General features: G+C 69.3%; 10 protein-coding genes and 1 pseudogene. 5 read left to right on the forward strand and 6 right to left on the reverse strand.

All coding sequences use genetic code 11. The features are described 5' to 3' along the window. Positions 1 to 63: 63 nt before the first annotated feature. Positions 64 to 903: an SDR family oxidoreductase gene (locus AVL59_RS21165; protein WP_067306776.1), complete on the forward strand. Its 840-nt coding sequence runs from the start codon at positions 64 to 66 to the stop codon at positions 901 to 903. A 58-nt stretch (positions 904 to 961) separates the two neighbouring features. On the opposite strand, the pseudogene AVL59_RS50610 reads toward AVL59_RS21165, so the two are convergent. The 4 genes and pseudogenes from AVL59_RS50610 to AVL59_RS21190 all read right to left on the reverse strand — a co-directional run. Continuing rightward, positions 962 to 1,463: pseudogene (locus tag AVL59_RS50610) on the reverse strand (IS5 family transposase); the annotation flags it as partial. 270 nt (positions 1,464 to 1,733) lie between these two features. Further along, on the reverse strand, positions 1,734 to 2,057 hold the full coding sequence (locus AVL59_RS21175) for a hypothetical protein (RefSeq protein WP_067317577.1): 324 nt from the start codon (positions 2,055 to 2,057) through the stop codon (positions 1,734 to 1,736). Between the two features lie 1,025 nt (positions 2,058 to 3,082). Then, entirely contained in the window at positions 3,083 to 3,745 is a 663-nt protein-coding gene (locus AVL59_RS21180) for a hypothetical protein (protein ID WP_067306782.1), read from the reverse strand. A 469-nt stretch (positions 3,746 to 4,214) separates the two neighbouring features. Continuing rightward, complete coding sequence (locus AVL59_RS21190) at positions 4,215 to 5,027, reverse strand: SDR family NAD(P)-dependent oxidoreductase (RefSeq protein ID WP_067306787.1); 813 nt, start codon at positions 5,025 to 5,027, stop codon at positions 4,215 to 4,217. Between the two features lie 247 nt (positions 5,028 to 5,274). On the opposite strand from AVL59_RS21190, the gene AVL59_RS21195 reads away from it, so the two are divergent. Next, the gene (locus tag AVL59_RS21195; protein ID WP_067306789.1) at positions 5,275 to 5,532 is read left to right on the forward strand and encodes a hypothetical protein; all 258 of its coding nucleotides are present in this window, start codon (positions 5,275 to 5,277) and stop codon (positions 5,530 to 5,532) included. A gap of 619 nt (positions 5,533 to 6,151) precedes the next feature. Here AVL59_RS21195 and AVL59_RS21200 read toward each other — a convergent pair. Continuing rightward, the gene (locus AVL59_RS21200; protein ID WP_067306791.1) at positions 6,152 to 6,982 is read right to left on the reverse strand and encodes a dienelactone hydrolase family protein; all 831 of its coding nucleotides are present in this window, start codon (positions 6,980 to 6,982) and stop codon (positions 6,152 to 6,154) included. A 146-nt stretch (positions 6,983 to 7,128) separates the two neighbouring features. Here AVL59_RS21200 and AVL59_RS21205 point away from each other — a divergent pair, with 146 nt between their 5' ends. Together AVL59_RS21205 and AVL59_RS21210 are read left to right on the forward strand one after the other, a co-directional pair. After that, complete coding sequence (locus tag AVL59_RS21205; RefSeq protein ID WP_067306794.1) at positions 7,129 to 8,187, forward strand: GlxA family transcriptional regulator; 1,059 nt, start codon at positions 7,129 to 7,131, stop codon at positions 8,185 to 8,187. A gap of 129 nt (positions 8,188 to 8,316) precedes the next feature. Then, entirely contained in the window at positions 8,317 to 8,514 is a 198-nt protein-coding gene (locus tag AVL59_RS21210) for a hypothetical protein (RefSeq protein WP_099053096.1), read from the forward strand. Positions 8,515 to 8,742: 228 nt separating this feature from the next. On the opposite strand, the gene AVL59_RS21215 is transcribed toward AVL59_RS21210, so the two are convergent. Then, positions 8,743 to 9,084 carry a nuclear transport factor 2 family protein gene (locus tag AVL59_RS21215; protein WP_208870423.1) on the reverse strand — a complete coding sequence of 114 codons (342 nt, stop codon included), beginning with the start codon at positions 9,082 to 9,084 and terminating at the stop codon, positions 8,743 to 8,745. A gap of 1,021 nt (positions 9,085 to 10,105) precedes the next feature. Here AVL59_RS21215 and AVL59_RS21220 point away from each other — a divergent pair. Then, a complete protein-coding gene (locus AVL59_RS21220; RefSeq protein ID WP_237281586.1) occupies positions 10,106 to 12,421 on the forward strand; it encodes an ArnT family glycosyltransferase in 2,316 nt (771 codons plus the stop codon). Positions 12,422 to 12,622: the final 201 nt, after the last annotated feature.

Genomic DNA, 12,622 nt, shown 5'->3' on the forward strand with positions numbered 1-12,622 from the left:
TACCAAAGGTTAGCCCGACTCCTAGCGTCATGACTACAGAGGACATCGGACAAGGAGCTGATCATGATCGTGGTGACAGGGGCTACCGGGAATGTGGGCCGGCCGTTGACGCGGGCGCTGGCCGAGGCGGGCCAGCAGGTGACGGCAGTGTCACGGCACGCGAGGGTAGTGCCGGACGGCGTCCGCCACGTGGCGGCCGACCTGGCCGAGCCGGCCGGCCTTGAGCCCGCGCTGGACGGGGCGAAGGCACTGTTCCTGCTGCTGTCCGGCGACATGCACGCCGCCGGGGCCGGCCCGGCCGACATCATCGGCCGAGCCGCGGCCGGCGGGGTCCGCCGCGTCGTCCTGCTCTCCACGCAGGGCGTGGCGACCAGGCCCCTCGGTCCGTCGCGGGTCGCGATGCGCGCGGTGGAGGACGTGCTGCGGGAGTCCGGCCTGGACTGGGCCATCCTGCGGCCGGGCGGCTTCGCCTCCAACGCCCTGTGGTGGGCCGAATCCGTCCGCGCCCGGCGGGTCGTCGCCGCGCCCTTCGGTGACGTCGGGGTGCCGATCATCGACCCGACGGACATCGCCGAGGTCGCGGCGGCCTGCCTGCTGGACGACCGGCACACCGGCGGCGTGTACGAGCTGACCGGCCCGGAAGTGATCACGCCGCGCCAGCAGACGCAGGCCATCGCCGCCGCACTGGGCTCGCCAGTGCGGTTCCACGACCTCACCCGCGACGAGGCCAAGGCCGCCATGGCTCAGAGCATGCCGGCGGAGCTCGCCGAGGACACCCTGGAAATCCTCGGCTCCCCGAGCCCGGCCGAGCTGCGCGTCAGCCCGGACGTCCAGCGGGTCCTCGGCCGCGCTCCGCGCCCCTTCGCCGACTGGGCCGCTCTCAATATCGCCGCGTTCCGCTGAATCCCGGTGATCGCCCGATCGGACCCGCACTTCGACAGGCATTGAGGCGTTGGACGTGTCGGTGGGTGATGAGGCAGGTGGCGAGGCCGAAGAACGCCTCGTGGATGTCGTCTCTTCGCTCCCATCGGATGCGCAGGCGGCGGAATCCGTGGAGCCAGGCGATGGTGCGCTCGAGGACCCAGCGGTGGACGCCGAGGCCGGAGATCCGTGCGGGACACCGCGGCGTGCGATCACCGGTTTGATGGCCTGGGCCCAGACGAGCCGGCGGTACTTGTCGTGGTCGTAGCCGCGGTCTGCGAGCAGCGTCTCGGGCCTCCAGCGCGGGCGTCCGACCAGGCCTGGGACAGAAGGGGCCTTGTGCAGCAGGGGCAGGAGCTGGGTGATGTCGTTGCGGTTTCCGCCGGTCAGCGACACTGCGAGCGGGATGCCCTGGCCTTCGACGAGGACATGATGTTTACGGCCCGGCCGTGCGCGGTCGACCGGACTCGGCCCGCTTTTGGGCCTCGTCGGGCGGCCCGGGCGTGGGAAGAATCGGTCACCGCCCGCGACCAGTCCAACTGCTTGGGGACGTCAGCAACCGCTGACTGCTAATAGCAGTGTTCGACGTGCGGTGTCGGGTCTGACGTTCGTTCCTGATGGACCAGTGGCGTTCTGGGGTGTTGTTGGGACACAACCCGGATGAGGGGTTCTACGTCGTCTGCGACGAGAGCAATAGCCCGCCCGACGGTCATCGCGGCCGCAGAGCTGAACGTCAACGTCGAGACAGGAGCACCCCCGGGGGGGCCTGGCCCGGCGCCGGGCGTGTGGCTCGGCGCCGGGACCCGTGTGAGCTACTTGCCGAGGATGAGGGTGTTGTTGCACCCCAGGCTTGAGCCGACGTCGGTAGTCTGCGGGCCGGGTGAGCCCTTGCCGTTGGACCGATTTCCCTCCCGGCCGTTCTCGAACCCGGACTCGCCCTGTACGTCGGAGTTCTCTTCGGTCGTCGTGCATGAGGTGCTCTGGCCGATTTTTGTCGTCGTGCTCTCTCGACCGTGGTGCCCTTGCCCTTGCCCTTGCCCTTGCCCTTGCCCTTGGGCGTAGGCGGCGCCGGCGCCGAGGAAGCCGACGGTGCCGAGAAAGACGGCCACGACAGCGGTCTTGCGAGTCTTGCGCATGTCTTCTCCGAGCGTTGAAGCGGACTCGTACGCGATCCGCCACGTCATAAGGTGACGAGAGGTTAATGCGCAAATGTCCGATATCCGCTCATCGGCACGCCGGATCGTCCGATCAACGAGCATGGGCGTCAGCCCGGCGGCCGGCAGAAGTTCCCTGTGCGGTCAAGGCGTCACGAGGCCGAACGCGAGCGTAGGCGCTCCGCACAGAACCACCCGTATGGCCTCGCCGCGAACGCAAGGCGGCATGGGCTATTCGGCGTTGAACTAAGAGCGCAGGCGAAACTCCCATGCGGCGTCGAGGAGTTCGTCTCGCGACATATCTCGACGACTCCAGGACCGGGGTACGACGTGTCAACGTTCTCTGAAATTTGACACCCTGCGAGTCCCGCAGAGTTGCCCCTTGTGGCCTCGTTGCGGATCTGGTTCAGGTCAGGAAGTCTGTGCGGGCAGATCTGCCGCATGGAAGACGAACTCCCGACCGTCTCTGTGCGTCTGTGGCGTGCGGACGCCGGCGTGCTGTTAAAGCCCGTTTCTCTCGTGAACTGTGCCCCCAGGAACTGCGTCTGCCTCTGGAATTTCGCGCTTTTGTGGCGCGCGTAGTCGCGAAAGATGACCCCGTCAAACAGCGAACGGGGTGCCGCGGTGGTCGATGTCCGCGTCGGCGGAAAGGGTTCCGAGGTAGGCGGCCCGGTCGGCCGCGCTGACGTGAGCCAGGCATGCGCTGCGCCCGGGTATGTGGATGCCACCACATCCGACCGATTCGCGGCCGGATCGGCGCGCCATGCCCGCAGTGGAGCCACAGCGGGTGGTCGGGTAGCCGGGGCGCATTGCTGCGTCCCGGCTACCCGACCAGCTAAGGCAACTGAATTGCCGCCGGGTGCCGCGTGTCGGGCGTTTGGTTCCCCACTTGGTTGCGCAGTGAACGGAGGGGCCGGATTCGCCCGCCAGGTGAGGGTTCGGACCGCTCCTTCCCGTCAAGGGCGCTGTATCCGCTCTGACCGGCGGTACGGCGTGGCGTTGCCGCTCTATCGCTCGACGGTGCCGTCCTCACCGTCAATCTCGTAGATCCGTCCTTGAAGCCGTTCACCGGCCCAGTCCAGCCCGACGCCCAGGTCAAACCAGTGCCGATCCTTGCGGACTTCGGGCGATGAGAGGTTCACCGCCGCCCAGGAGAACACCCCCAGGAGGATGGAACGCCCGTGCTGCGTTGTGCGCACGGACAACGCAAACGGCGCGGCGAGTGCCGCGCGGGTGACCAACATGGCCTGTTCGTCTTCAGAATGTCGACGCCCACCCGTGAGAAACCGGGGCGTTTCAAGGATCTTGACCCACTCGACCACTGCGTCTGCCACCTGGGCGCGCAAGGACTCTTCGATGCCCTTCCGGACGGCTGTCGCGGGATCATCGCCGAGCCAGCCAAGCCAGTGATCAGGATCAGTGAGCTTGCTGAAGTCGTCCTGTGGCACCCCGTGACGGAGATTCTCCTGGTACTCACCTGTCAGTTTCCCGCTGCTGTCCACCAACCACGCGCCACGGATTGCTTCGGGAGGTACGTAGCCGTTCGGGTCGTCGATATACGTCGGGTCGATCTCGGCGACGCTGCCACCGGGATTCTCAGCAGCCGCAGCCAGTAGCGCCGGCTCGTTCGGTATGCCCTTGCGTCGGCTTCGCGAGCCAAAACGCCCCACGTTCCCACCCCCACCGTTGCCCGCCCAGTTGACCACGATTGTGCCGCACCGGTCAGGACCGCATGAGGGGAGGGTGCGTGACGGCGACGGGCGGGTGGCGAATCTCGGTGAGCAGGTCTGTCCCACCCCCAAGCAAGGGGTGGGGATTTGCAAAGAGCGTCATCAGCTGCCGCCCAGCTCGCCATACGCCACCACGGTCTGGTCGGTGCAGGTGTCGAGCATGGACGACAGGGCCGGCTTCTCCTTGTCGGTGGTGGTCAGCTTCCAGACGTACTTGGTGTGGGTGTTGTCCTTGGCGTAGGTGCACCAGAAGGTGTGGTTGGTGGGCTTTGCAATCGGTGGGTCCGCTGGCCGACCTCATCCGACACACGGCATCTGTCCGGTCGGCGCGCCGATTGGCTGCACAGCGGTGAGCCTGGCTGCCCTGGCGCCTTCGGGCTTCCATAGCCCCGTTGCCCAGCCGTGAGTGTCATCCGATCAGGCTGTGTGTCAGCTTCATCAGGCGCTCACAGGCCTCGGCGTCGTACACCTGCTCATGGGCACGTACATCCCTGAACTGGTCGAAGTATCGCCCCGTGGTGGTGCCGAGTTCCGGGTCGAGGAGCAGACGCACTGTCGGCCGGACGCCTTCGTCCGTGCTGGTGACGGGTGTGAGGCCATACGTGCGGACGCCGTTCGTGTCCATCAGGTGGGCTGGGTGGAGGGCGTTCACCGTGACTCCGCTGCCTTGCAGTTCGGCGGCCAGCTCGAAGGTCGCCATGATCATGGCCACCTTGCTTCTGCAGTAGGCGCGCAGCCCCTCATAGCCCCGTTCCAGCATGACGTCGCCGAAGTCGATGGCCTCCTGGCCGATCGAGGCGACGTTGATCACTCGGGCGGGAGTCGAAGCGGTGAGCAGGGGCAGCAGGCCGCGGGTGAGAGCGTAGGGGGCGAGGTGATTCACGGCGAAGCGAAGTTCATGGCCTTGGCGGCTCAGCTCGCGTTTGAGCGGTTCGGCACCGCCGCCCGCCACCGCGTTGTTGATCAGACCATCGAGGTGCGGCTCCGCCGCACGAATGCGGTCGGCCATCGCATGCACCTGGTTCAGGTCGGACAGATCGGCGAGGTAAGTACGGATGGTGGTGTCGGGGGCGATGACGCGTGCTTCGGCGGCCACGGCCTCCAGTCGATCGCGGTCCCGGCCGTGCAGCAGGACGGTGCCGCCGCGCGGCGCCAGATCGAGTGCGAGAGCGCGGCCCATGCCCTGGGTAGCGCCGGTGATCAAAGTGGTGCGTTGGGTCATGACAGCCACCCTGGCAGCGCCGGACAAAGAGACGGGAGTGTCTGTCGAGCCTGGTGTGGTCAGCACCAGGCTCGCCACGTCGCAGTGGGCCCGGTTCGTTCTCTCGCAAAGCCCTGCCGCGCCCGCAGATGGATCATGGGTCCTGCAGTGGCCGATAAGCGGCAGCCGCCGCCACATGCCGGGTTTCGTCCGTACCGCAGACCGGTGCCGCGCCCCGGCGATACCGTGAGGACACGTCACACGCGATATGACGCCCACGGAGCCCCGGACGAGCCAGCAGCCGGCCCCCGCCTCCGTCCCCGACCCTCAGCCACTCGATGAGCATGTCACCGCGTCCGTCCGCGCCTGCGCGGCCGACCAGCGCGCCAAGGCCGACGACCTCGTCTCGGGGCCGGAGGACATCGCCGCCGACGGCTGCCCCTCACCCGAGTCGGGTGTGCGGTGGGAAGACGCCCGCGACGCTCACCTGGAGCGCTTCGCCGGCGAGCAACCCCGTGTTGCCTGACCACGGCCCGCGACGCTCCCGCCCCCTGCTGGTGGAGCCCGCGCTGAGCCAGCTTGCAAAGCTGACGACGACCGAGACGCACGGCCTGGACCGCGCCATCGTCGCGATCAGCGTCAACCCTGAGCTCGGCACCCCGGAACCACCGGTTGGTCAGGGGCGCGCTGCTGTGTCTGCTGCTCGGTACAGCAGGCATGCTGGGTGGTGCTGCTCGGTGGTCAGCTGCGGGCCAGGGTGCCAGCCAGAGAGCGTTGACACTCCACGGTCAGCATCCAGACAGCGTACGGGTGGTCCCCATGCAGCGGGCCCGCGACGCAAAGCAGCGGCGCCGTGCAGCAGACCGCTCCGACAGGGGGCCGCAGCCCGGCCGAGGTGACGGCGGGGGAGCAGCAATGGGGTCGCCAGTAGAAGCACGTCGACCGGTTACCTCGCCGCCATCATCCTCGCCAGCACCCTCATCCGGCTCGACCGAGCGCAATCGGCATGAGCGCGAATTGCAGTTGCTGGAGGCGGCGAAACCGATCACCGCCCGCGCGGCGTGTGAAATCCTCCCCATCCTTCACCACCGGACCAACGATCCGGTGATCGGAAAGACACCCCCGTCCGGCGGACCGTGGCCCGCTCAGGTGGCGGGCAGCGGTCGGTTCCCGTGCGGGTGCAGGCGGTCGGTGAGGAAGGCGAGGATCTCGTCGCGGGCCCGGACCGTGGGGTGGCCGGCCTCGTCGACGAGATGGGCGGTGACGACGCTGTGTGGGGTGCCGACCAGGTCGGCGAAGAAGGGCGGCGGGGCCGAGTTGGCGGCGCTGTCCGGGAGGACGCGCCCATCGAAGGCGTCGCCGAGCAGTGCGCGGTAGGCGGCGAAGCGCTGCCCCGTGCACCAGCGGTCCCCCTCGAAGCGGTAGGCGAGGACGGTGAGTCCGTCGCGGTTGAGCCGGTCACGCACCGCGCGCGCGTCCGCCGCGTCGAGTTCGAGTCCTCCGGGGTCGTCGAGCGGCAGCGACGGGTGGTTGACCACCGGGGCGATCACTGCCGGCTCCAGGGCCATGGTGAGGGCGAAGTTGCCGGTGAAGCACAGGCCGATCGCGCCCACCCCAGGCCCACCGCACGCGGTGTGGGCCTGGCGTGCCAGGCCGCGCAGCCAGGCCGTCACCGGGCTGGTGCCGCCTCCGGCGAAGGCGCGGAACTCCGCGCTCACACAGGCGCGGCGGACGACCTCCCGGCCGCCCTCGACCGTGGGGAAGGCGCCGTCCGTCCCGAACAGGGAGGGCACATGGACGGTGAAACCCGCGTCCCGCACCCAGCGCGCGAACCGCAGGACGTCGGGACTGATGCCCGGCATCTCGGGCAGCACCACGACGGCGGGCCCGGCCCCGGACACGTACACCGTCTTCTCCACCCCCTCCAGGGCCACGCTCCGGCGGGTGAAGTCGATGATTGGATCGTCGTCGCTCATGGGGCCAGCCTGGTCCCTGGGCCGGCCGCCGGGTGAGGGGCGGGATCGCCAAGGCCAGGGGTAATCTCGCCACACACGAGGAAGGCGAGCGGTACGGGGTTGGCGACCCGGGGCCGGGGACACCGGGGGGGAGGGGGACAGGAGCGATGACGGAGACTGCGCGGCAGTCGGAGGACGGTGCGGGTCCGGCCGCCGGACCGGGTGCGCTGCGGGTCGGGGTCCTGGCGTACCCGGACTGCTTCGGGTCCGAAGTGTTCGGCGTCCCCGACCTGTTGACGATGGCCGGGCATGTCGCCGGACCGGACGCGCCCGGCTACCGGGTGTCGGTCGTCTCGCCTCGCCGTCGGGTCACCGCCTCGGGCGGCGCGAGCCTGGACGTGCGTCCTTTGCGCGAGGTCGACGTCTTCGTCGTCCCCGGCTTCGAACTGCGCCCGGACACGGACCTCAACGCGCGGCTCGCCCGGCTCGCCCCCGAGATCGCGGCGATCCGCGCGCAGGCCGCCGCCGGCACCGCCGTCGTCTCCCTCTGCGTCGGCGCGTTCCTGCTCGCCGAGGCCGGGCTCCTCGACCGGCGCCGGGCCACCATCTCCTGGCTGCACGCCGACGAACTGGCCAGACGCTGCCCGGACGCCGACGTGCGGCCCGAGCACCTGGTCGTCACCGACACCGGGGTGACGACCACAGCCGCCTTCAGCGCCATGTACGACTTCGCGCTGGACCTGGTCCGCCGACACAACGGCGTCCGGGTGGCCCGCACCACCGCACGGTTGGCGCTCGTCGACGACGCGCGGACTTCCCAGACCCCGTACGTCGACCCGCGGCTCCTCCCGCAGCCCGGCCGGGAGTTCTCCCAGCGGGTCATGCGGCGGCTCGACCAGAACCTCGCCGAGCGGTACGATCTCGCCGCGCTCGCGGACGCCTTCCAGATCAGTACCCGCACGCTGCTGCGCCGCTTCGCCGAAGAGACCGGACGCAGCCCGCTGGCCCATCTGCAGGCCTCCCGGGTCAGCCGCGCCAGCCATCTTCTGGAGACCACCGACCGCACCGTCGCCGCCGTCGCCGCGGCCGTCGGCTACCAGGACCCCGGCACCTTCGCCGCCCTCTTCGCCCGCCATACCGGCCACCGCCCGAGCGTCTACCGAGCCGCCTTCCGCCGCACGGCCCGGGCGTCCGCTCCGGACGGCCCTGTTGCCATCGAACCTTGACCGCCTCGCTGGGCTACCCGTACACAGGGTGACTACCGAACGGCGGTACTGGGGAACCCGCTCAGTTACAGGGCGGCGTCTGCCGGGGCAAGCCCGCGAAATAGTGCCGGATCTGTGGGGGCGGAGTGCATGCGCAAGCAGCGGGACGAGCGGGCACGGCTCTACCGCATCGACCGGGTACTCGTGGAGGGGCTCAAGCGGGCCTTCGCCATCGCCGATGCCCGCGCGGATCTGTTGCGCGGTGAACCAGTCGAGCGTTACCCGACGTGGCCGCGCCATCGGTGGAAGAACGTCTCGCCGGTCCCGTGCCGAGCTGGATCGGCCTGATCGCGGAAGCCGCGCAGCGGGGCGAGGCGGCCCTGGTCTTTGGTCGGCGTACCGAGGAAGGTCCGGGTCCGTGGGCCCGTGAGCCGCCCCCGCGCCCGGCTCGTCGGCGGGGACAAGGCCGGTTCGCCCTGCGGTAACCGCGCCCACCTGCGCGGACGCGGCATCCCGGATACGAGGGGATCAGGTCGACAACCGCAAGGAAAACGGGCTCCGGGTGCCACCGGCCCGTCAGCCACGGACTTCGGTGACGAGGGTGTAGAGCTCGACGATGACGCCGTCCTTGCAGTGGGCGATGTCCATACCGCTCACGAGGGGTGGTTGGCCGGCCAGACCGTACTGGAAGCCGAGGTGGCCGAGGTCGTCGTTGACGGAGACGGGGCCGTCGGGTTCGAAGACCCAGTCCGGGGTCTGCGCGCGCAGCTCTGTGGCGCGCTTGGCGAGAGCCTCGCGGCCATGATTGACGCGGTCGGGTTCGTGCCACACGACGTCCTCGGAGTAAGTCTGGGAGATGGCCGCGCTGCGGCGCTCGGGGTCCGGTTCGTTGAAGACGTCGAGGAGGTTGCGACGCATCAGATCGGTGACGGTGCTGTTCGTGGGCGGTCCTTCGGCTCGTGTCGGCCGCGTCATCGTGCAGGCGTTCTGGGGCGGGGCGGGAAGTGCCTTGCCGGCTCCGTTCCGGAGGCTTCGTCGAGCGGCACGAAAGCGGCCTCGCCGGCCTCCACCTGCGCGCCTCGATGATCTGGATCAAAGACCTCACCCGGACGATTCGTTGATCATGACTCAAAATGACGGCTTCCTCCGCTGGGCGGGCGTGATGTTGCGGCATCTGCTCGGCTCCTGGACCAGTAATAGGCAAGCGTCACCGGCCGTCGCGCTCATCGGCGACGCCGCCCTGACCGGCGATCCCCTTGGCGAGTGGCATGCGGCTGGGATCTGCGGTACGCGCAATGGTTGGCAGAGGCGGTCGCTTCGGCCGCAACCGGTCGAGGTGACCTCAACAAGTCGCTCGTGGTGTACGCACGCAGACAGCGGCGCCGACGGCGCGGTCACCAGTACCCGGCCGCCGACTTCGCCAGGGCCCGCCCGTTCAATCCCTTGGAGCGGCGACGTTCTCGGCGGTAGCTCGCGACGAATCGGTGGCGCGGCACATGCATGTGTTTGCAGCCCGGCTGATCTCTCCGCTGCGACTCTTGAACCCCGTGGCGCCGGCCAAGGCATCGGCCGTCGACAGCACGCATCGCGGGGCGGCCGTTCCACCCGCGCACCAGTCACACACGAAGTCATGACTCTGCGTCCCAATACCCGGGCTCGTCACTCCCTCCGCTCGCAGGACATAAGCTATGCCTCCACTGTGCAATTACTGTGTGCGGTGGGTTTATGAGACAGGTAATGAACTGTACTGCGCAGATTGAAATCCCCGCCCGGGCCAGTCAAAAGATTGCCCTGAGTCTCACAAGAATTTCCTTGAAACCGGCCTCTTTGGTCTCGCGGGCTCGCCCGGTATCGAAGACTGCTGGGCATGGCAACGACTGTCCGCGACCTGTCCGCCCGCCCTACCAGTGCCGATCGTCGCGCGCCCTGGAGATCGCCGGTGGGCCAACCCGTGTACGCGCGCCCGGCGCTGCTGGTCATCACCGTGCTCGCGGCCGTGCTCTACACCTGGGGGATCGAGCACAGCCAATACCACACGTTCTACGCGAACGCCGCTCGTAGCATGACGGAGAGCTGGAAGGCCTTCTTCTACGGCTCTTTCGATCCGGGAAATTCCATCACGCTGGACAAATTGCCGGGATTCCTGTGGCCGCAAGCACTCTCCGCTCGCGTCTTCGGATTCCATCCGTGGGCGCTGACTCTGCCTCAGGTGCTCGAGGGAGTGGCGAGCTTGCTGGTCCTGCACCGTTTGGTGCGCCGTTGGGCGGGCGTCCCCGCGGCGCTGATCGCCAGTACGGCGTTCCTGTTGACCCCGGTCGCCGTGGGACTCTTCCGAACGGCGGTCGAGGACCCCGCCTTCACGTTGTGCGAGCTGCTTGCGGCTGAAGCCACGCAACGCGCGGCCCGGGACGGCCGACTGCGCCCGCTGATGCTCGCCGGGGTGTGGGTCGGGCTCGGCTTCCAGGCCAAGATGCTGGAGGCGTGGGCAGTGCTTCCCGCGCTCGCCCTCGTCTACCTGATGGCAGCTCCGATCGCGCTGCGAAAGCGGCTCGCGCATCTGGGCTTGTCGGCCCTGGTGATGACCGCCGTGTCGGCGTCCTGGATGCTCGCCGTCACGCTCACCCCGGCCAAGGACCGGCCCTATGTGGACGGCACCACCAACAACTCCGCGTTCAGCATGGTGGTCGGCTACAACTTCCTGAATCGCTTCTCGTCGCTCGGTATCACCGCAGCCTCCACGGGCAGTGTGAGCGCGACGCAGGGCGGCGGGGGCGGCCATGACGGACTGAACGGGGCCGCGGGTGCCAACCGGATGGGACAAGGCGGCCCGGCAGGGCAGTACGGCCAGAACGGTAAGTCCGGTGCCGGCCGGTACAGCGGCAGCGGCCGGCACGGCGGCGCCCTCCAGGGGACTGTCCGGAAGAACGGCACCGGACCCATTCCCGGCACCCACCACCGTCACACCGGTGTGGCAGGCGTTCAGGGCGGCCAGGTCACCCGGGGCCAAGCTGTCGGTCAGCCGCGCGGATCCTGGGCGAGCGCCATGCGCCAGGCAGGCGGCGGTGGCGGCCTGGGCGGAGGCCAGAACGGCTGGTCCAAGATGTTCGGCACGTCGCTCGCTTCACAGACCGGTTGGCTGTACCCGATCGCCGCCATCGCCCTCGTCTGTGGTCTGCTCTGGCGTCGGGGCAAACCGCGCACCGACCGGGTCCGCTCCGGATTCGTGCTGTGGGGTACCTGGCTGACCACATACTTCATGGTGTTCAGCGCGGGCAGCGTCGGCGGCCACACGTACTACATGGGGGTGATCGCGGTGCCGCTCGCCGCGCTCACCGGTGGCGGCGTCACGCTGATGTGGCGCGCCTACCGGGCCGGCGGCCGAAGCGCCTGGGTGCTGCCGACCGCAATGGCGGCGACGGCGACGTGGAGCGCGTACCTGGCCGGCCAGTTCCCGTCGTTCCTGCCGTGGCTGGCGCCCGCGGTGGCCGTGCTCGGTCTCGCCGCCGTCGCCCTGCTGGTGCTGTCCCGTCCCGGTCGCCCCGCCCACGGCGGGCGGTTGGCCCTCGCCGGACTGGCCGCGTCCCTGGCGGCCGTACTGATCGCGCCGAGCGCGTGGGCAGTGCAGATATTCAACCCCTCGTACGGCAGCTCCGGCATGGGTGCGGTCGGCCCGTCCCGCACGGACCGCGGCCACCGCTCGGTGACTTCGGCGGCTCTGCGGATCGGCCAGACGCCCTGGGGCGGCAGCACGGCGCGGGGCAACGGTGCGAGCCGCCGAAGCATGGGCGGCTTCGGCGGCTTCAGCGAGAACGGCAAACTCACCGCGAGCCAACGAAAGCTGCTCCACTACACCACCGCGCGCCAAGGTTCGGCTGCCTATGTCTTCGCCACCACCAGCTGGAACGGCGCATCCCCCTACATCCTCGGCGCCGGTGCCCATGTCCTGCCGCTCGGCGGGTTCAGCGGCAAGGTGCCGTTCCCGTCCGAGACGCAGTTTCGGCAGTTGGTCAACTCCGGCAGGCTCCAGTACGTGCTGCTGGGCGGCGGCCGCGGCATGAGCTCACTGTTCGGCGGCGGGACGACGACCAGCACGCAGATCGCCAACTGGGTGCGGTCCACCTGCACCCGCGTCCCGGCCTCTGCCTACGGCGGCTCGGACTCCTCCGGGGCCATCTCCACCGCCCCGGACTTCACCGGAGCGGTTGAGGGGGAAGCCACCGCACAGACGCTGTACCGGTGCGTCCCCGGCCATTGACCTGATCAAGCGGTTCAGACGTCCGGCCGGCCGGCCCCTGCCCACGCCACCCGCGGACGGGGCCGCAACCCGGCCGGATCCGGTGGACCACCATCTCGTGTTCCGCCAGGTCGGGCCATGGTCGACGCGGTGCCGCACTCACGGTGTGCGGCACCGCCGGACTCGCCGTGCCTCATCAACCCGCCTCAGGCGCGGTCCGGA

It is taken from the genome of Streptomyces griseochromogenes (assembly GCF_001542625.1).
In the GTDB taxonomy this organism is placed as follows: domain Bacteria; phylum Actinomycetota; class Actinomycetes; order Streptomycetales; family Streptomycetaceae; genus Streptomyces; species Streptomyces griseochromogenes.

Excerpts from the sequence above, each read along its gene's own strand:
- AVL59_RS21210 (WP_099053096.1), top strand. The coding sequence starts at position 8,317 with ATGCGCAAGCAGCGGGACGAGCGGGCACGGCTCTACCGCATCGACCGG.
- AVL59_RS21175 (WP_067317577.1), bottom strand. The coding sequence starts at position 2,057 with ATGCGCAAGACTCGCAAGACCGCTGTCGTGGCCGTCTTTCTCGGCACC.
- AVL59_RS21190 (WP_067306787.1), bottom strand. The coding sequence starts at position 5,027 with ATGACCCAACGCACCACTTTGATCACCGGCGCTACCCAGGGCATGGGC.
- AVL59_RS21165 (WP_067306776.1), top strand. The coding sequence starts at position 64 with ATGATCGTGGTGACAGGGGCTACCGGGAATGTGGGCCGGCCGTTGACG.
- AVL59_RS21205 (WP_067306794.1), top strand. The coding sequence starts at position 7,129 with ATGACGGAGACTGCGCGGCAGTCGGAGGACGGTGCGGGTCCGGCCGCC.
- AVL59_RS21195 (WP_067306789.1), top strand. The coding sequence starts at position 5,275 with ATGACGCCCACGGAGCCCCGGACGAGCCAGCAGCCGGCCCCCGCCTCC.
- AVL59_RS21200 (WP_067306791.1), bottom strand. The coding sequence starts at position 6,982 with ATGAGCGACGACGATCCAATCATCGACTTCACCCGCCGGAGCGTGGCC.
- AVL59_RS21215 (WP_208870423.1), bottom strand. The coding sequence starts at position 9,084 with ATGCGTCGCAACCTCCTCGACGTCTTCAACGAACCGGACCCCGAGCGC.